Source organism: Paenibacillus sp. GCM10027627, assembly GCF_042675505.1.
GTDB lineage: Bacteria > Bacillota > Bacilli > Paenibacillales > Paenibacillaceae > Pristimantibacillus.
Genome location: NZ_JBHTHB010000003.1, coordinates 307,039 through 327,145, shown reverse-complemented (window position 1 = coordinate 327,145; position 20,107 = coordinate 307,039). Strand labels below are relative to the sequence as shown.

Genomic DNA, 20,107 nt, shown 5'->3' with positions numbered 1-20,107 from the left:
GAAATGAGGTTTTTTAAGAAGTGGACAAGAATATGGAGAGGATGATCATATTGGGGACGAAGGAATCCGTTATTGCGATACTGGGGCTAGGGACGGCCGTGCCGCCATACCGAATGAATCAGGAAGATACTTCGCGCAGGCTGGTGGAGGCGCTCGCGGAAGGAGGCCATACGGATTCCAGCCGCTGGGCGAAGCGGATTTTCAAGCAGTGCGGAGTTGAAAGCCGCTATACCTGCGAGCCGAACTTGCTGGAGCCCGCATCGTCTTGCCGCTACTTTCCAACTTCCGCAAGTAGCGAAATAGATGCTCATTCTGGCAATGGGACAGTGGCGACGAAGAGCGTACCTACAACTAGCGAGCGAATGGCTGTCTACAAGAGGGAATCCGTTCCGCTTGCATCCGAGGCTGCTCGCTCAGCGCTGCGAGATAGCGGAACGGCAGCGTCCGAAATCACTCATCTCATTACGGTAAGCTGCACGGGACAATTCCTCCCCGGACTCGACACCGCTCTTATTGGAGAACTGGATTTAAACCCCGCCGTTACTCGTATTCCGCTTACTTTTCTTGGCTGCGCCGCAGGGCTGAAAGCGGTCTGTTTGTCCAAGCAGCTTATTGCGGGGCGTCCGGATGCAAAAGTGCTTGTCGTTTGCGTCGAGCTCTGTACACTGCATATTCAATCTTCCGCAGACAGGGAGGCGTTGTACGGGGCGTCCTTTTTTGGCGACGGGGCTTCGTCATGCGTAGTTGGCACTGTTCGGGACGGAGACCGGGACGTCTTTTTGCTGGGGGAAGAGCGATCGGTTCTGTTGCCGGACAGCGCGGGGGAAATGATTTGGGAAGTCGGCAATTACGGCTTTGATCTTTATTTGTCGACGGCTATTCCGCGGTTGATTGGAGCTTATGTGCCAGAAGAGGTGGAGCGGCTGCTCGACGGAGGGGCAAAGCCGGAAATATGGGCCATTCATCCTGGGGGCAGAGGAATAGTCGATATTTTGCAAGAAACGTTTGCTCTAAGCGATGGGCAGACGGATGCAAGCCGGACAATACTGCGCAACTATGGAAATATGTCTTCCGCGACTATTTTGTTTGTCATGAACGAGATGAAAAAATCGCTTAGGGAGCAGGGCGAGCCATGCCGCGAAGGGGTCGCTTTGGCGTTTGGTCCGGGCGTGACAGCAGAAATGATCGGAATCGCTTATGTGCCGGAAGTGGATTCAAAACGGACTTCCGCCCGCCGGGATGCGGTGCTGCCGGAGACGGATGCCTATGCCTAAAACACTTCAAAACCGAAGCAAGAGGCTTGAGCTGATGGATGATACGTCGCAAGGGGGACCGAAGCTTAGGGAGGCACTCGCTCACTTACGCAGATTGAACTGGCTGTTCGGTGCCGCTTCTCCGACACTTTATGGCGTTAAGCAGATTTGGAGGTGGTTGGGCTGCCCGAAATCGCTTTCGGTGCTGGACGTTGGAGCGGGATCGGGAGACATTAATGGGAAGCTGCTGAAATGGGCGGATCGTGAGGGAGTTCGGCTGCATATTACGTTAGTCGATTTGACGAAGGAAGCGGTGAAGGAGGCTGGCCTCTACTACTGGAACGAGTCCCGCGTTCGCGTGTGCCAAGGGGATTTGTTCGAGCTGGAGGGGGAAAGCGTCGATGTGGTGACGGGCACGCAGTTTTTGCATCATTTTTCGGGCGAGGAATTGGAGGCTGCGATTCGCCGCATGTTGGACGTCTCCCGCTTCGGAGTGGTCATCAACGATATTCATAGGCACTGGCTCGCTTGGATAGCGGTATGGCTGGCGACCAGGCTGCTTTCCCGCAATCCTTATATACGGCATGACGGGCCGTTGTCCGTAGCGAAAGGTTTTCGGTCGGAAGAGTGGAGGGCGCTTGCCAAAAACATGGGTCTGACTGGTTTTAATTATTCATGGCGCCCTCTGTTCCGGTATGCGGTAACGATTCGGAAGGAAAAGAATTCGGATAAAGGCATCACGGAGGGATAAGCAATGGCGAGGATGCATGATGTTATTGTTTTGGGAGCGGGAGTTGCGGGAAGTGCGACGGCGAAATTGCTGGCGGAAAAAGGCTGGGATACGCTGCTCGTGGATCGTCATCGCTTCCCTAAACATAAGGTGTGCGGTGAATTTCTTTCCCCAGAATCACAAGATACGCTGAGCCGGATTGGGCTGCTGGAGGAAATCAAGCCTCTTTCTCCAAGCTTGATCGCAAACGCCGCTATTTATATGCGGGGCGGGAACGCGATCCGATTTACGCTTCCGGCCCCCGGGTTTGGTTTAAGTCGGTACCGCCTCGACTCGTCTCTCCATCATGCAGCGTTGAGTGCGGGCGCTCAGTTGCGGCAGGGAGAAACGGCCGTTGCTTTGGAAAGGGACGAGCAAGGATACATCGTTTATTTGCGAAATGGACAGCAAGTGGAGCAGCTTAGAGCCCGCCTTGTTATTTCGGCCTGCGGAGGGACAGGCGGGCCATCGCTTGGGACATCTGGAAGCTTGATGACGGATGGGGGACTGCAACGGGAGGGGCAAGCAAGCTTCCGTCCTCCGTTTCTTTCTCAAAGCCGTTATAGCGGAAACAAAACACAAAGAAGAGATTCGGTTGCCCAAGGTCTCGTTGGCGTCAAAATGCATTTTGAATACGCGGGCAAACGAGAGTCGGACTTCGATACAAAGGGGGACGATGTCGATCCTGAATCGACGCTAGCCCGTTACAAACGAAACGGGGCGGAGAGCGCTGCGATTGAGGGCATCGTAGAGCTGTACTTTTTTCGCGGCGGCTACGCGGGTTTGAACGCGATTGAGGACGGACGGGTCAATGTGGCCGCGCTGCTCGACAAAAGGGAGCTTCCGAAAGGGGGGCAAAGCGTTATTGCAATGCTGGAAGAAGCGGCTAATCGGCATCCCCGCTTGAAGGAGCGGCTGGATAGCATGAAGCCTTTGCATGAGACGGCTGCGGCTGTTTCTCCAGTTCGGATAAGCCCGAATCCTGTTCCATGGAAAAGCGGGCCGCTGGTCGGAGACGCGATTTGCCGAATTCCGCCCCTTTGCGGCGACGGCATGTCCATGGCGTTACGGTCCTCCGAGCTTTGCGCGATGTATGCCGATCGCTTATTGAAAGGGGACTGTACGATCGCCGACTTGGAGAGGGGGTACAGCGCCGCCATTTCCGCAGAGTTCGCTGGGCCTTTGAAGTGGGGTGTTTTCGCCCAAAGCCTGCTCAGCTCCCCGCTGCTTGCGAGCGTTTTGCCAGGACTAGCTCGTCTGGCCCCGGGGGCGGTTGTTGGGATGTTTCAAGCGACCCGTCTTCGCGCAATCAAATAAAGTGATTTACACAGGGCGCACTAATCTGGTAGAGTAATGCAAATGCAATGATGAGAAGAGTAAATGGATACGGTCTTTTCCAGAGAGCTCCGGTTGGTGAAAAGGAGCAAAGGGCGTCCCGTTGAACCAAGCCTCTGAGCAGCGTATCGGAATCGGCCGCAAGGCTTTAGGATAGTACGACGGGAGCTCCCGTTACTGAGATAGAGTATAACCCTATTCGCAATGGCGACAGCGGCGTACTTGAAGAGGCTGGTTCGGCGACGAAACGGCGAATATGGGGTGGCACCGCGATGAATAATCTCGCCCCCAAGACTTGGGTCTTGGGGGTGGGATTTTTTTGTTTCTGTAACTATTCATCGAGAGAGGTGCTGGCAGCATGGTTTTTAGAAAACGGTCGAACAAAGGCAAAGGTATAGCGAGTAATAATGAGCTGGATAAGAAGAGGCTGAAGTCGTGGATGCAAGCGTGGAGAAACCCTTCCATCTTGCTCGCGGGTATTGGACTGTCCTCGGTAGGAGGATGGATTTATTTTATCGCCTTAAATTTGATGGTGCTGGACATGACGAAATCTGCGCTGGCTGTATCCGTGCTGTATATGATCAAGCCTATATCGGCTTTTTTCACTAATGTGTGGTCGGGAAGCTTTATCGATCGAGTAGATAAGCGCAAGCTAATGGTTATTTTAGATGTAGTGAGAGCGATTTTGATCGCTATGCTGCCTCTATACGATTCCTTGTGGTACATCTATTTGCTTGTTTTTTTTATCCATATGGGAGGCAATGTGTTTGGCCCTGCATCGGTCGCTTATACGGCGGAACTCATTTCTCCCGCTCAAAGGGTGAGGTTTAATTCTATCCATGCTCTAATTGGTTCGGGAGCGTTTTTGATTGGTCCGGCTATCGCGGGTTTGCTCGTGCTTGCGGGGTCAGCTGAAATCGCTATTTATATTAATGCCGCAGCGATGCTGGTTTCGGGCTTGATTACGCTGGCTTTGCCAAGCTTTAAGCCTGGTGTAGCTGCCGATGGGACGGAGGAGCGAATTTCGGAAGAGCGAATTACAGCGGAAACGGTGAAGAGAGATTGGCGGGACGTATTTGCCTTTTACCGGATGCATCCGTATATATGGGCGGTTTGTTTCCTCTTCGGCAGTGTGATGATGGTCATGGCGTCGGCAGTGGATTCGCTGGAAGCGGCGTTTGCAAAGGTGGTTCTTGGGCTGACAGAGGGGGAATACGGCGTTTTGGTTAGCGTGGCGGGCGTCGGAATTATTGCAGGAGCTGGCGTCAATGCGCTGCTTGCGAAGAAGGTTTCCGTGTCGCGAATGATGGCGCTTGGAGTGCTGGGCGTGTGCGGCGGTTACGCCGTTTATGCGTTCTCCTCTTCTTTTGGAGCGGCCGCTGGCGGATTTTTTGTCCTCGCCTTTTTCCAAGCTTTTGCTAATGCGGGCTTCGCTACGTATTACCAAAATCATATTCCGGTAGAGTTAATGGGCCGAATCGGCAGTGTCAACGGGTTTGTGGAAGCTGTCCTTATTTTGCTCACGACGCTCGCTTTTGGAGTAGCTGCTGAATGGGGCACTATTCAAGGGGCTGTTATGGCTGGGGTTTTGCTTATGGGAGTGATTGGCGTTGTGTTTGCCTTTTGCGCTTGGCGGACGGCGTTGTCGGAGCGGCTAACGTCAAGCGAGGCACGTTCTTAGAATACGAACGCAAACAAAAAGACGAATCTATCAAAACAAAAAGACGAATCAACCGCAAATTCCGCCCCCACGCTGACAAAATGGCGACAGAACGGCGACTGATGCGAGTCTGCCGGGAGCCCTTTTTCCTCTAAACTAAGGGTAGAGAGTCAGGTTCAGGCATAGCGAATCAGAGCCAAGCCGTGGGCCAGGCAAAAAAGGGGGATGCGGAATGCTAACATTCGATATCAACATAGTTCCTTATAGCCGGTATGGTTCCTTTCTTGTCATTTCGCCGCTTAGCGGTCAAGGAAAACTGGAAAAAGGCTTATATATTCGTTCAGTCCATGGCGGGGACGACCGTCTGGGTGCCGTTTTTCTGCTGGAGCTTATTCAAAACGGAGAAACGATAGATTTCGAAACAACAACATCTCCAGAGGCGGTCCGCTTGACGGTGACAGCACCCGGTGCTCCAGCCTTTGCGGAATGCTGTATTGCCGGAGAAGGCACCATGCAGCTATATTCCAAAGGAGTCGATATTCGACTAAAACTCGTTTGCGGAAACTACGACTACGCTTCGCCGATGGCGGACGGGCGCTGGGAAATTAACCATTTTACGACGGAATCAAGATTTATGGCGGAGTGCCGTCAAGGCGCGATCCGGGTTGACTATCCGTGGAACGGGACCAAATGCGAGTATGTAACAGCCGTTCTTCACCGGGACTTAGAAACTGGGGTTGCGGAAGCGACTTTGGAGCAGTTTTGGACCACACGTCCTGCCCCGACCCAAACGGGTTCAATTGAGGAAACGAAAGCTGGAATCCGGGCAGAGTTCGAAAGCTGGCTGGACCGCACGCTGCCGAGCGCACGAGAAGAATGGAATCCATCCCGCGAGCTTGCGGCTTACATTACATGGTCTTGTGTCGTTCCCAAACGAGGCAAGCTGACTAGAGAAGCGATGTATATGTCGAAAAACTGGATGACGAACATTTGGAGCTGGGATCACTGCTTCAATGCGATGGCGCTTGTCCGGTCCAATCCTAAGCTAGCTTGGGATCAGTTTATGATCTTTTTTGATGCGCAGGATGAAAGCGGAGCGCTGCCCGATTTTATAAACGACAAGTTTGAGCTTTGGAACTGCTGCAAACCTCCGATTCACGGGTGGACGCTGAGATGGATGATGGATCGTTCCGATTGGATTGGAAACGAGCAATTGGCGGAAGTATACGAGCCGCTTGGCAAATGGACGAAGTGGTGGTTCGTGCAGCGGGACGACAACGGCAACGGCATTCCCGAATATCAGCACGGCAACGATAGCGGCTGGGACAACAGCACCGTGTTCCGCTATGGCGGCCCGATTGAAACGCCGGATCTTTGCGCCTTTCTTGTTCTTCAGTGCGAGACGCTCGCGATAATCGCTAAGAAGCTGGGCAAGGATGACGATGCGGAACATTGGCAAAGCTCGGCGAAACAGCTGCTGGAACTGTCGGTCCAAAGGTTTTGGAACGGCAATTCGCTTGACGCTTGGGTTCGCGGCGAGCGATTGGAAGAAGGAGGAGACAGCCTGCTTCTTTATATGCCCATTGTGCTTGGCAAACGGTTGCCGGAGGACCTGTACCGCTACCTGTTGCAAGGCTTGCAGGAAGAAGGCCGTTTTCTGACGGAAAACGGTTTTGCTACGGAAAGCGTAGGAAGCTCCTTCTATCATAAAGACGGTTACTGGCGCGGCCCGATCTGGGCGCCCGTTATGATGCTGCTCGCAGACGGACTCGCCAGCGCCGGGGAAAAGGAACTTGCCAAAACAGCGGCAGAACGCTTCTGCGCTATGGCCCACCGCAGCGGAATGGCGGAAAACTACAACGCCCTTACCGGAGAAGGCTTAAGAGACCGCGCTTTTACTTGGACGTCCAGCGTATTTCTTATTTTAGCCAACGAGTATGTATAGCATTCGGTGAAAATTCCCTGCCTCAGCAATGAGGCGGGGCTATCTCATTTTTGAGGAAGAGTTTCCTTTCACCATTTTTTTACTTTGAACGGAAAACTTGACCGTGATACACTTCTGGTACATAAGCGTATTTGCCCCGGAGGGAGACGATAGCTTGGAGAGGCCGAACCTGAACTGGATTCGGAATGGACTTCAATCGCCGAGAAAAAGCATTCGTTTCAAGCTATTAAGCTTCTTTTTGGTTGTGGCGATCATTCCGCTGCTGGCGCTTGGCTTTATGTCCTATCGCACGTCATCCGATTTGCTGAACGGCCAGTTCGGCAACTATGGGCAAAATGCGGTGACACAGCTGCAGCACCAGATCGATGTGCAATTGAAGCAAATGCGCCTGACGGCCGAATACATTCATTCCTATTTGCTTGACCCGACCAAAAGCGTCATTACGGAAGAAGTGCCTAAAACTTATTCCGAAATACAAGAAGAAAATAATTTGGAAGACTTTTTGAAAGCGCTTCAAACAGAAGCTCATGCCGGAGTTTTTATTGTTACCAAGTCCGGCTACTATTACGGGGAAGGTTCTCTTCAGTCGGATCGGCTGCAAAAGGAAAACTGGTGGAAGGCGATTAGCCCAACCTTCAAAGGGCAATATTGGGCGGGTCTTTATGAACCGCGCCATTACTCCACTTCTTACCCGGACAAGGCGCCCAAAGTGATGGGACTCGTCGTTCCGATCCGCAACCAGCAGGGACCGCTGAAGGACAGCCGTATTTTGATCGAGATGAATGCGGTCGATATTTTCGAACAATTGCAAATTTTTGAGCGGGATATGAACGCTTATTTGGTCATACGGGACGGGGAGGGCAACATCGTCTATGAATCTCAGGGTGAGCATGAACCTCTTCCTGACGATATCGTGTGGACGGAGCCGCTCGAAGAAAATAACTGGGTAATCGAAGCTCGACTGCCTTACAAAACGTTTTTCCAATCGACCGATGTTATTCGTTCCTATACAGTAGTCGGCATCGCTTTTTCCGTGCTTCTCGCTCTCATCTTAGGTTTTGTGCTTGCTTCATGGTTCACTTCGCGCATTAAGCGGTTGAAAGATTCCATGCACAAGGCTGGAGCGGGCAAGCTGCAAACGCGGATGGATATAGATTCGGACGATGAGCTGGGCGTGCTGGGAAGAAGCTTCAACAGCATGCTTGGGCAAATTCAAACGTTGGTGGACGAGGTGACCAGAACCGAGCAGCAGAAAAAAGAAGCGGAGCTGAGGGCGATTCATTATCAAATCAATCCGCATCTGCTGTTCAACACGCTGAACTCCATTCAGTGGAAGGCGAGGCTGCAAGGCAACGAGGAAATCCGCAAAATGCTGTACCATTTGACGATGGTGCTGGAGGGCAATCTCGATATTACGCAGGAACTGGTGACGGTGGAGAGAGAGCTTGCGATGATCTCCCATTTCCTTGAAATCCAGCGCATCCGTTACGGCGATATGTTCGTTTATGAGGTAGAGGCGGATGAAGAGGCGATGGGATGCCTCATTCCGAGAATGAGCCTTCAGCCTTTATTTGAAAATATATTTTTCCATGGTTTTGAGGATGGAGAAGGAACTATCCGGCTTGTGCTTCGTGAGGAAACGGAGCTGCTTGTTCTTGCCTTAACGGACAACGGAAGGGGCATACCGGAAGAGCGAAGAAAAACGCTGCTTAGCCCGGAAGGCAAGCGGCAATCGAGGGGCGGCCTGGGCGTCGCAAATGTCGATCAGAAATTTAAGCTTCATTTTGGCCCGCAATATGGCTTGTCGATTGACCCGGCTTTGGACGGAGGAACCGAAATTACGATTCGATGGCCCAAGAAGGAGGCGTCTCACCATGAATGAATGTATCAAAGTATTGATTGCCGACGACGAAAGCATTGTTCGCAAAGGTCTTAGAGCCACGGTTAATTGGTCGGAGTTCAAAATGGAAGTGGTAGCGGATGCACCGAACGGCCGCAAAGCTTGGGAGTGCTTCCTGGAGCATCGTCCGGAGGTCGTCATTACGGATATCGTCATGCCGGAGATGAATGGCATTGAGCTGTCGAGCAAAATTAAAGAAATCGCACCCGAAACCAAAATTTTGCTGCTCAGCTGCCACCGGGACTTTGAATACGCGCAGCAAGGAATACAGCTTGGCGTGTCCGGATATTTGCTGAAAACGGCCTTTGAGGATGAGGAGATGAGCCGTCTGCTGGGAAGCTTCCGCGAGGAGCTTTCTTCGCGCATAGCGGCTAAGCCGGAAACGGAGGAAGAGAGGGGCGGACGCTGGGAAGACTCTTTCTGCGCATGGGTTTACGGCGCACGCAACGAAGAGGAATTTGCGGGGCAGCTTGACCGCCGATTAAACGGGGAGTGGAGCTGGCTCAGCGGCGATCATTATTTGTATTTGCTGCTGAACGACCATGGACTCGATGAATGGCTTCGCGGGCTGCCCAAACACGAAAGGTTTGTTACGCTTCCCTGCGGCGGAGGGCGATGCTTCTTAATGTTTACCCGCGAATGGAAAGCGGAGCTCGACGCTATGCTGATGGAGAGACTGAGCGAAGACGCAGGGCTGCGCTGGTACAAGGAAGGGCCGCAAAGCGGCAAGGAGTCTTGGCTGCGTACAGTCAAGTCGCTGCACGCCAAGGCGGAGCGGGACCGCAATTACGGCATTCATGCGGAATCTTGGCCGGAATCGTTGAAAAAAGCGGTAGGCATCGTCTCGCGCGATTTGAAATATCCGTGGTCCGTCAGCGATGTGGCGGATCGGGTCGGCCTTAGCCGCAGCCATTTCAGCACTCTGTTCAAAAAGGTGACGGGAGAAAACTTCGTCGATTTTATATATCGGATGCGGCTTAAAGCAGCCAAAGACATGCTTGCCCATACGGAGCTGACGCAGCAGGATATCGCGGAGCATATCGGCCTCATTGACGGCAAATATTTTAGCAAATGGTTCAAGCGTTCCAGCGGAGTTACGCCTAGTCAGTATCGGGGACAACAAAAAGGAGAACGCTAACCTACAAAAATACGAAATTTTCTAAAAATAACGTCAAATCAAACAAACAAACTTCAAACGGCGAACGCCAAACCGTTTTTGAACCGCTTTCATGGAATGTACAATGAAAGCGGTTCAATTATTTTGGACTCACATACGATCCTACACCAGAGCAGGGGGAATTCGAAATGAAAAAATCCGCAATACTCCTTATGGCCATTGTGATGCTTGTCGCTCTAACGTTGTCGGCATGCAGCAGCAATGGAGGCAAATCGGAAGGAAGCAAGGATCAGAATGGTACGGGAAGCACTGACCAAGGCAGCGGCTCTTCCGGCAGCGGCGAGAAAGTGACCGTTCGCTTCGCGACATGGGATACGGGCGACGCGCTGAAAATTCAGCAAGACATTGCGAAAAAGTTTGAAGAAAAAAATCCAGGCATCAAAGTGCAAGTCGAGCCTTACGGCGACGGCTTCGACCAGAAGCTTGCAGCAGGCTTTGGCGCAAGCAACCCGCCTGACGTGATGTATATGTGGGATTTCCCGACATACCACAATTCCTTGGAGCCGCTTGACAGCTTCGTGGAAGGCGATGCGACACTTCAAATCGACGATTTCTACCCAGGCTTGTTCGCCTACAACAAAGTGGGAGGAGCGCTGTACGGCCTTCCTGCAGGTTTTACGACACGGGTATTTTACTACAACAAAAAAATGTTTGACGAAGCTGGAGTTCCGCATCCGCAAGACGGATGGACTTGGGACGATATGAAGGCAGCCGCGCAGAAGCTGACCGACAAGAGCAAGAAGCAATACGGCATCGGCATTCGCTCCGAAAACGACACCTACGATCTTCAAGGATTTGTATGGAGCAACGGCAGCAGCTTCATTAGCGACGACGGCAAACAAATCGAAGGTTTTATGAACAGCAAAGAAACAGCGGAAGCCATTGGCGTCCTCGGCAATGCGGTGAAAGAAGGCTACGGCGTTCTCGTCGGCGGCAAAAACCAGCAGAGCGGAGAAGACATTTTCAAAGCAGGCAAAATTGCAATGTGGGAAAGCGGGATTTGGCCGCTTGAAGGGTTTAAGGAAGCTGGCATCGACGTAGGAACGGTAGAGCCTCCTACTTTTGCAGGCAAGCCGGTCAAAGGGGTTCTGGCCCAATCTGCCGTATCCATCGCCAAAGATTCGAAGCATAAGCAAGAAGCTTGGGAGTTTGTGAAGTTCTACGTATCGGAAGAGGCGATCAAAATGAGAACGGCTGACTTGCCTGTCCGCATTAGCATCGTAGAGGAAAAAGGATTGAAAAACGACGCTTTGTACAAACCGTTCTACACGATGCTTGAGCGCTCGTCGAACGGACCGGCTTTCCTGCTTCATCCGAACTGGAGCCAAATCAACCGTAATCTTTCCGTAGCGGTAGAAGCGATCATGCTGGGCAACGACCCGCAAGCGATGCTGAACAAAGCGGTGAAAGATTCGGAGAAATTTATAAAGTAGGATAGCGCAAGGAAAGGGGAATGGACATGAACGCAAATGAAACAGCTATCGTCCCCAAACCCATCGCGAAGCCTCGGAGAAAAATAAAGTGGGGTAGGGCAACCCCCTACCTCTTTATTTTCCCATGGATCATCGGGTTGTTCGCGTTTACGCTGGGGCCGCTTATTTTCTCGCTTGTGATCAGCTTTTTTGATTGGCCGATAGTAGGCGAAGTTAGATTTATAGGTTTTCAAAATTATATCGAAATGTTCACAGTAGATCCCATGTTCTGGACTTCGCTCATGGTGACTCTCAAGTTTGCGGCCTTTTTTGTACCGCTTAATTTGCTCATCGCTCTGGCGCTTGCCATGCTTCTTAACCAGAAGATGAGAGGCAAATCATTTTTCCGTACCGTATTCTATTTGCCTTCCGTTATTTCGGGCGTCGCGCTTTCAATGATTTGGGCTTGGGTGTTCAGCGGCGAATACGGAATTTTAAACTATTTCTTGTCTTTGATCGGCATAGAAGGACCGGATTGGCTGCAAAGCACCACATGGGGCCCAATTGCAATCGTAATTGCAAGCCTATGGGGTCAAGGAACGATGATGCTTATTTTCTTGGCCGGACTGAAGACGATACCGAAGGAACTGTACGAAGCCTCCTCGATTGACGGAGCAGGCAAAGTGCGGCAGTTTTTCAAAATTACGCTGCCGATGATCAGCCCGACCTTATTGTTTAATCTCATAACGACGATTATTGCGGCGTTCCAGCAACTGACGTTGGCTCTAGTGCTTACGGGCGGCGGGCCGATGAATTCGACTTATTTTTACGCGATGTATATGTATGAGAACGCCTTTAAATATGCCAAGATGGGCTACGCTTCGGCGAACGCCTGGTTTATGTTCATTATTGTACTCGCCTTGACGATGGTTGTATTCAAATCCTCCAGCATGTGGGTGTACTACGAGGGCGAAGTCAAAAATAACGGCAAAAAGAAACGGGCGAAATGAGGGGGATGCACATGAAAAAAGCGATATCTTACACCGTGCTGGCGCTCCTGTCCGTATTGTTTCTGGCACCGTTTTTCTGGATGCTCACCACCTCGGTGAAGTCGCCGACGGAGCTGTATTTGTTCCCGCCAAAATGGATTCCGTCCGTCTGGAATTTCGACAACTTCGGGAAAGCCTGGCAGTCGCAGCCGTTTAATCTGTTCCTGAAAAATTCTCTTATCGTCACGATCGTCTCGTTAATCGGACAGCTCCTGTCCTCCGCGCTTGTCGCATATGGATTTGCGAGATTCAAGTTTAAGGGCAGAGATACGCTATTTATTATTTTGCTTGCAACGATGATGATTCCGTGGGAAGTAACGATGATCCCGCAGTATATGGAGTTCAACTATTTGGGCTGGATCAATACGCTTAAGCCGCTCATCGTGCCGGCTTGGTTCGGCGCACCGTTCTTTATCTTTTTGCTGCGGCAGTTTTTGATGACGATTCCGGTAGAGCTAGAAGATGCGGCCAAAATAGACGGCGCAAATCCGATGCAAATCTTCTTCCGGATTATTACGCCGCTTATGACGCCGGCTCTTATTCTAGTAGGCGTATTCCATTTCCTCAATAGCTGGAACGACTATTTGGGGCCGCTCATTTTCTTGAACGACCAAAGCAATTATACGCTTACACTAGGACTCGCCCAATTCCGGGGCATGTACGGGGTCGATATGGAAGGCATTATGGCTGTGACTACGCTGATTTGTATTCCGCCGCTCATTATTTTCTTTGTGGCACAGCGGTATATTGTCGAGGGCGTTACGGGTTCGGGAATTAAAGGGTAACGGTACCGTCCGTACGAGGCAATCGGCAGCGAATGCCGGGAAACCGGCTATGGCCGAGGTGTCGGCAGCCGGAGTTTTGAGCTAAAGAAGGTCTGTCATCATGGGTGTTTACTTAAAAGATGTGCTGGATATAAGCCCCGGCGCTCGCAGGTTTCTGCTTAGCGAAGCGCTGTACGGCATCGGCATCGGCCTATATACGCTTGTTTTAAATTATCATCTGCTTGCTATGGGGATTGGCGAAGCGAAAATAGGAGCGATTGCTTCTACAGGCATTTTAGTTCTTGGCGCTTTGGCGATCCCGCTCAGCATGCTGGCGAATCGGATCGGACGCAAGCCGATTTTAGTAAGCGGAGTGCTGCTGATCGGGAGCGGAGTGTACCTCTTTTCAGCCGGGGATGAACTTATCCATTTTTATTGCGCGCAGATCATGGTATCCATCGGATTTGCCTGCATCGAGACGACCGAAGTTCCGCTGCTCTTCTCCTATAGCCGGTCCAGGCGGGAGGAAACGCAGGTATTCAGTCTGATGTTCGCTGTTTTTACGATGTTTGTTGGCGGCGGGACGCTGCTTGCCGGGTTAATTCCGGAGTGGATCTCCTCCGGTGGGGAGGGTTCCCCTTATAAGCCGGTATTATGGTGCGCATCGGCCGTCTTTATCGGGCTTGGCTTGATTCGGGCGTTGTGGCTTCCAAAAGAGACACGCGGAGCAGCGCGGAACGGACGAAATAAGCTCGCTCCTTCCGAGGAAGGTGTGCAGGCTGCTGAAGCAGTGGCTTCTCCTCATACCGGGAAGCCTGCAAAAGCAGTGCGGGGACGGCCAAGCAAAGCGGTGTGGACGCTGGCGTTTTATATGCTGCTTAGCGGCATAAGCTTTGCGCTAATTGGCGGCTTTAACAATGTCATTGCCAAGCAGCGTTTGGGCTGGGACGACTCTTCCATCTCGCTGTTGCTTACCGTTAACGGACTTGTATTATTTTTCGCTTCGCTGCTTACGCCATGGGTGCTGGAGAAATTCGGCATCGCAAAGCCGTTTAAATGGATGTATTTTGGCGGGGCGCTTCTTGCATTTATACTCAGCCTTCAGCTTCCCGTTGCCGCGTTTGCGGTTTTGCTTCTTGTTCGAGGCGGCGGCTTCACGATGCTCAGCAACATGATCGACAGCCAGTCGATGTCCGCTCTGCCCGAGAAGGACCGCAATTTGTTCGCGGGAATGCGCTCCGTGTTCCGAAGCGTCGGTTCGGCGGGGGCTACCTATACTACAGGTTTTTTGCTGGCCGGGGGTCATGCAGCGCTTCCGTTTGCTTTAACGGGCGTCATGCTGCTCATCGGTTACGTTTATTACTATCGGTTCGTGCGACCGCTATTACAGGATAAAGAGACAGGAGGCCATACAACATGAGTAATGACAAAGCTGTATCGTTGCCGGATTGGCAGCGTTTGGACGTATTGGAGAAGGGCCGCGAGGCGGGACGTTCCTATTTCGTTCCTTATCCGGACGCTTCGTCCGCGATGACTTACGACCGGGGCGAATCGCCATGGTTCAGATTGTTGAATGGTACGTGGAAATTTCATTACGCAACTTCGCCGGACAAAGCTCCGGCAGGTTTCGAAGCCGACGGCTACGATGCCGGGAACTGGGACGCGATTCAAGTGCCGGGCCATTGGCAGCTGCAAGGATATGGTAAACCGCATTACACCGATCTCTATTATCCATTCCCAATCGATCCTCCGCGTGTGCCGAGCGACAATCCGACCGGCTGCTACCGGAAGGAGTTTGCTCTTCCCGCTTCTTGGCTCAGCAAACGGGTGACGCTCCGCTTTGAAGGCGTCGATAGCGCTTATCACGTTTGGGTGAACGGGGAGTTTGTCGGATACAGCCAAGGAAGCAGGCTTCCTTCCGAATTCGATATTACCGAGCATTTGCGCGAAGGTCGCAATTCGCTGTCCGTCAAAGTTTATCAATGGTCGGACGGAAGCTACATCGAAGACCAGGATATGTGGTGGCTAAGCGGCATCTTCCGCGATGTGTCCATAATGGCACGTTCCGAGGCGCATATTCGGGATTTTACAGTCCGTACTGATTTTGCTGAAGACTTTGTCAATGCCGAACTATCCGTTGCTTCGGAAGTGATTGCGAAGCTTAAAGGAGACCGTCCAGCGGGCATCTACAGAATCGAATACCGTCTTTCTGAAATGTGGAGCGGACGGGAGACGGCTGCTTGGCAAAGCGAAGCTTTTTCAATGGATGGAGACAGCGCAGTACGTTTAAACGAGAAAATAACGATCTCTTCCCCGCGCAAATGGTCGGCGGAGGAGCCGCATTTATATATGCTTCTTATGACATTGCGGACGGAAGGCGGAGAGGTGCTGGAAGTTATTCCGTGCCGGGTCGGCTTCCGCAAGGTTGAAGTGAGCGGAGGGCTGATGCTTGTTAACGGCAAGGCCATCAGGCTGAAAGGCGTTAACCGTCACGATCATCATCCGGAGCTTGGCCGATACGTTCCTTATGAAATGATGAAACAAGACGTACTCATGATGAAGCAGCACAACATCAATGCGGTTCGGACCGCGCATTACCCGAACGATCCGCGTTTCTACGATTTGTGCGACGAATACGGCCTATACGTGATGGATGAAACCGATTTGGAGTGTCACGGCGTTGAGCTGATTGACAAGCCGCATATGCTGAGCGACGATCCGGCATGGGAAGCGGCTTATGTTGACCGGATGGAGCGAATGGTGCTGCGGGACAAAAACCACGCATCCATCATTATGTGGTCGCTTGGCAACGAGTCAGGCTACGGCTGCAACCAGCGCGCGATGAGCGCATGGGCCAAAAACGCCGATCCTACCCGTCTTATTCACTACGAAGGAGATAAAGAAGCGGAAGCGTGCGACGTATACAGCACGATGTACTCTTCTGTGGAGAAGATGATCGGCTTCGGGAGCAATCGGGAGCTGACTAAGCCGCATATCCTTTGCGAATACGCGCATGCCATGGGCAACGGCCCGGGCGGCTTTCAGGAGTACGAAGAGGCGTTCCGGGGCAGTGAGAGGCTGCAAGGCGCGTTTGTATGGGAGTGGATCGATCACGGTCTTCTGCAATACCGCGAGGACGGAACGGCTTATTATGCGTACGGCGGAGACTTCGGCGATGAGCCGAACAACAGCAATTTTTGTCTAGATGGACTTATATTGCCGGACCGGACGCCGTCCCCGGGACTGCTGGAATTTAAAAAGACGATTGAGCCCGTCACTATGACTTTGCTTAAAAATGAAGGCGGTGCTGCGGAAGTCGAACTTCGCAACCGCTACGATTTCCTTTCGCTGGAGCATGTTTCGCTGGCTTGGTCGATTAAGCAAAATGGCGCGTCAGGGAAGGACGGCGTTTTGAAGCAAAGCGGAAGCGTGCTTGTACCGTCTATAGAGCCTGGCTCGGCCGGCACAATCGTCATTCCTTTTGACGCTAGCTCACTCGCCGCTGCGGACGGAGAGGCTTGGCTGTCGGTAAGCATTACGCTAGCGGCGGATCAGCCATGGGCGGGTAGAGGCCATGAGCTTTCCGCCGAACAATGGAAGTTGGCTCTGGAAGATAAATCTGAGACTAGCCGCTCGCTGCTTTCGGGAACGGAAAATGGAAGCCTGGATAACTTTGCGCCGCTTTCTTATTCCGAGTCCGGGAACCTACTTCAAATAGAAGGAGACCGCTTCTCGCTTGCCTTTGATCTACCTTCAGCTCTGCTCGCCGAGTGGACTTATGAAGGGACTTCATTATTGCATCGCGGTCCAAAGCTGCAATTTTGGAGAGCGGCTATCGACAACGACATGTACGTGGTGAAGGAATGGAGAAAATCCCATCTGGATCGACTGCAAACCCGCGTAGATAGCTGGGAAGTGTCGGAGGAGAACGGGGAACTGGCCGTTGCTTTTGAGCTGAGAATCGCGCCGCCTGTATACGATTGGGGCTTCCGCTGCAAAACGGTTTACCGAATTCGCAAGGATGGGCTTGTGACGATTGAAACAAGCGGGACGCCTGAAGGCAAACTGCCGGACATGCTGCCGCGTATCGGTTGGCAACTGGAAGTGCCGCTCGAGCTGCGTCAAGCGGCTTGGTATGGACGTGGTCCGGGCGAAAGCTATGCGGACAGCAAACGGGCAAGCTCGGTCGGCGTTTATCGCAGTACGGTGAAAGAGCTTGAGTTCCCGTACATCTTCCCTCAGGAAAACGGCAACCGGACCGATGTACGCTGGGTTACACTGCACGACGACCGCGGAACGGGGCTTATGGCTGCCGGAGTGTCGACGGAAATCAATTTCAGCGCCCATCCGTATACGACTGAAGATTTAGACGCAGCCAAACATAGATACGAGTTGAAAGAAAGAGACTTTATATCTTGGAATTTGGATTGGAAGCATCTTGGCCTTGGCAGCAACAGCTGCGGTCCCGGCCAATTGCCGCCGTATCAAGTGAAGCCGGAGCCGTTCAAGTTCGGCTTGCAGTTGAAGCCATATCATGCAGAAGAAATTTCACCGGCCGTGTTGGGCCGCAAATTGAGTGCGAAAGGGGAATAACCGGCATGACGACAGTATCTTCTTTTGGAATCGATGAGGTATTCAATATAAAAGGAAAAGTAGCCGTCGTAACGGGAGGCGCCTCCGGCATCGGATTGGCCGCCGCACAGACGTTTGCCCGCTTTGGCGCGAAAGTGGCGATCCTCGATATTAACGAGGAGCAAGGCCAAGCTGCGGCTGCGGCCATTGTCGCTTCCGGTGGGGAAGCGACAAGCTTCCGCTGCAATGTGACATCCCCATCTGATTGTGAAACGACAGTTGCCGCTATACGCGAGACGTTTGGACGCGTCGACATCTTGTTCAACAACGCCGGCGTCATTCGGAGAAAGACGGTTGTGGACACGGACGAGAGAGATTGGGATCTCGTGATGGATGTCACGCTGAAAGGAGCGTTTCTGCTCTCCAAGCACATTATTCCGATAATGGCCGAGGGCGGCGGCGGAAGTATTGTGAACACGGGCTCCGGCTGGGGGCTTAAGGGCGGAGACAAAGCAGCCGCTTATTGCGCAGCCAAAGCCGGAATGGTCAATTTGACGAAAGCGATGGCGATCGACCACGGCGGGGACAACATCCGCGTCAACTGCGTTTGCCCGGGAGATACGGATACGCCGCTGCTGCGCGACGAAGCCAGACAGCTGCAGCTGGAAGAAAAATCGTTCCTCGTTTCTTCCGCCGACCGTCCGCTTGCAAGACTAGGCACGCCTCAAGATATCGCCAACGCCGTCCTCTTCTTGGCTAGCGATATGTCGCAGTGGGTGACCGGCTCCGTGCTAGTCGTAGACGGCGGAGGTTTGGCTTAAGCGCCTAGACCCAAAAATTAACGAATGAGATACAGGAGGCGATTGGCATGACTCGTAGACCCAAAGCTGCTCATCCTTATATTCCGAATACCGTTCCAGAAGTGCGTGACGAAATGCTCCGCATCATTGGAGTTCAAGATATCGAGCAATTGTACAGCGGGGTTCCCGATCATTTGCGGCTCCCGCAAGCGATGGATTTGCCGCCGGCACTGACAGAGTATGAGCTGCAACGGCATATTGAAAAAACAGTCTCCCGCAATACGAGTGCCAAGGAAGCGGTCAGCTTCCTCGGCGCCGGCTGCTGGCAGCATTTTATCCCGGCCGTTTGCGATGAAATTAGCCAGCGTTCGGAGTTTGTGACAGCCTATGCGGGAGAGCCGTATGAGGATCACGGAAGATTCCAAGCGTTGTTCGAATATCAGAGCTTAATGGCGGAACTCGTGGACATGGACGTTGTGAACGTTCCTACGTTCGACTGGGCTCAAGCGGCTTCAACCGCTCTGCGTATGGCATCTCGGATGACGGGGCGCAATAAGGTGCTGGTTGCCGAGTCGATCTCGCCGGATAAGCTGCTCATCATTAAAAACTATTGCTCCCCCGAAGTCGAAGTGGCGACAGTCGGATTCGACCCGGAGAGCGGGGCGATGGACCTCGTCGATTTGCAAGGAAAGCTATCGGATGACATAGCTGCCGTTTATTTTGAAAATCCGGGGTATCTTGGCCTTATTGAGGCTAACGGTCAGCTTATCGCTGATCTGGCTCATTCGCGCGGCGCCGAGTGCGTCGTTGGCGTTGATCCCAGCTCTCTCGGCGTACTCGCTCCGCCAAGCGCATATGGCGCGGATATCGTCTGCGGCGACTTGCAGCCGCTTGGCATTCGCATGAACTATGGCGGCGGTCAAGCCGGATTTATCGCTACTAGAGACGAAGAAAGATATGTGATGGAATATCCGTCCCGTCTGTTCGGTATCGCCCCAACGGCAGTTGAAGGCGAATACGGCTTTGGCGACGTTGCTTATGAGCGGACTTCGTTTGCCAAACGGGAAAAAGGCAAAGAGTCCGTCGGAACGCAAACCGCGCTTTGGGGAATCGTCGCCGGCGTATACCTCGCTTTAATGGGGCCTCGCGGGATGGAAGAGCTCGGCACCACCATTTTGCAAAAATCTCAATACGCCGCTAAGAAGCTTGCGGAAATTCCCGGCGTATCGATTCGATTCGAAGGTTCTTTCTTTAAAGAGTTTGTTGTCGACTTTGGCGGTACCGGCAAGACGGTGCGCGAGTTGAACGAAGGTTTGCTGCAAGAGGGCATCTTTGGAGGCAAAGATTTGTCCGGCGACTTTCCGCAGCTTGGCGAATGTGCGTTGTACTGCGTCACCGAAGTCATTTTCCAAGAGGACATCGACCGTCTGGCGGCCGCGCTTGCGCGGCTTGTAGCCAAGGCCTAGAGAGG

Annotated in this window: 14 protein-coding genes and 1 other annotated feature; all 14 genes read left to right on the top strand. The window is 52.5% G+C overall.

Translation table 11 applies throughout. The features are described 5' to 3' along the window. The first annotated feature begins 41 nt into the window (after window positions 1–41). The 14 genes from ACFQZE_RS13300 (at window position 42) to gcvPA (ending at window position 20,102) form a co-directional block, all read left to right on the top strand. Complete coding sequence (locus ACFQZE_RS13300) at window positions 42–1,274, top strand: type III polyketide synthase (protein ID WP_379358215.1); 1,233 nt, start codon at window positions 42–44, stop codon at window positions 1,272–1,274. After that, window positions 1,267–2,004, top strand: coding sequence for a methyltransferase domain-containing protein (locus tag ACFQZE_RS13295; protein ID WP_379357658.1), 738 nt, complete (start codon window positions 1,267–1,269; stop codon window positions 2,002–2,004). Before ACFQZE_RS13300 ends, ACFQZE_RS13295 begins: the two co-directional genes overlap by 8 nt. Window positions 2,005–2,007: 3 nt before the next feature. Further along, the gene (locus ACFQZE_RS13290) at window positions 2,008–3,339 is read left to right on the top strand and encodes an NAD(P)/FAD-dependent oxidoreductase (RefSeq protein WP_379357656.1); all 1,332 of its coding nucleotides are present in this window, start codon (window positions 2,008–2,010) and stop codon (window positions 3,337–3,339) included. Between the two features lie 38 nt (window positions 3,340–3,377). Next, window positions 3,378–3,650: a binding site (T-box leader), on the top strand. A gap of 65 nt (window positions 3,651–3,715) precedes the next feature. Next, a complete protein-coding gene (locus ACFQZE_RS13285) occupies window positions 3,716–5,038 on the top strand; it encodes an MFS transporter (protein ID WP_379357654.1) in 1,323 nt (440 codons plus the stop codon). Between the two features lie 211 nt (window positions 5,039–5,249). Beyond that, window positions 5,250–6,962 carry an amylo-alpha-1,6-glucosidase gene (locus ACFQZE_RS13280; protein ID WP_379357652.1) on the top strand — a complete coding sequence of 571 codons (1,713 nt, stop codon included), beginning with the start codon at window positions 5,250–5,252 and terminating at the stop codon, window positions 6,960–6,962. A 154-nt stretch (window positions 6,963–7,116) separates the two neighbouring features. After that, entirely contained in the window at window positions 7,117–8,844 is a 1,728-nt protein-coding gene (locus ACFQZE_RS13275; protein WP_379357650.1) for a sensor histidine kinase, read from the top strand. Beyond that, on the top strand, window positions 8,837–10,000 hold the full coding sequence (locus ACFQZE_RS13270; RefSeq protein WP_379357648.1) for a response regulator transcription factor: 1,164 nt from the start codon (window positions 8,837–8,839) through the stop codon (window positions 9,998–10,000). The genes ACFQZE_RS13275 and ACFQZE_RS13270 overlap by 8 nt, the downstream gene beginning before the upstream one ends. Before the next feature lie 167 nt (window positions 10,001–10,167). Then, window positions 10,168–11,472: an ABC transporter substrate-binding protein gene (locus ACFQZE_RS13265; RefSeq protein ID WP_379357646.1), complete on the top strand. Its 1,305-nt coding sequence runs from the start codon at window positions 10,168–10,170 to the stop codon at window positions 11,470–11,472. 26 nt (window positions 11,473–11,498) lie between these two features. Further along, window positions 11,499–12,461, top strand: a complete 963-nt coding sequence (locus ACFQZE_RS13260) for a carbohydrate ABC transporter permease (protein ID WP_379357643.1) — start codon at window positions 11,499–11,501, stop codon at window positions 12,459–12,461. Between the two features lie 11 nt (window positions 12,462–12,472). Then, a complete protein-coding gene (locus ACFQZE_RS13255; RefSeq protein WP_379357641.1) occupies window positions 12,473–13,285 on the top strand; it encodes a carbohydrate ABC transporter permease in 813 nt (270 codons plus the stop codon). A 100-nt stretch (window positions 13,286–13,385) separates the two neighbouring features. Next, a complete protein-coding gene (locus tag ACFQZE_RS13250; RefSeq protein WP_379357639.1) occupies window positions 13,386–14,684 on the top strand; it encodes an MFS transporter in 1,299 nt (432 codons plus the stop codon). Beyond that, window positions 14,681–17,857, top strand: a complete 3,177-nt coding sequence (locus ACFQZE_RS13245) for a glycoside hydrolase family 2 TIM barrel-domain containing protein (RefSeq protein WP_379357637.1) — start codon at window positions 14,681–14,683, stop codon at window positions 17,855–17,857. The genes ACFQZE_RS13250 and ACFQZE_RS13245 overlap by 4 nt, the downstream gene beginning before the upstream one ends. Window positions 17,858–17,862: 5 nt before the next feature. Beyond that, window positions 17,863–18,657 (top strand): SDR family NAD(P)-dependent oxidoreductase, encoded by a 795-nt coding sequence (locus ACFQZE_RS13240; RefSeq protein ID WP_379357635.1) that lies wholly within the window; start codon window positions 17,863–17,865, stop codon window positions 18,655–18,657. A 47-nt stretch (window positions 18,658–18,704) separates the two neighbouring features. Continuing rightward, window positions 18,705–20,102 (top strand): aminomethyl-transferring glycine dehydrogenase subunit GcvPA, encoded by a 1,398-nt coding sequence (gcvPA, locus tag ACFQZE_RS13235; RefSeq protein WP_379357633.1) that lies wholly within the window; start codon window positions 18,705–18,707, stop codon window positions 20,100–20,102. Window positions 20,103–20,107 lie beyond the last annotated feature (5 nt).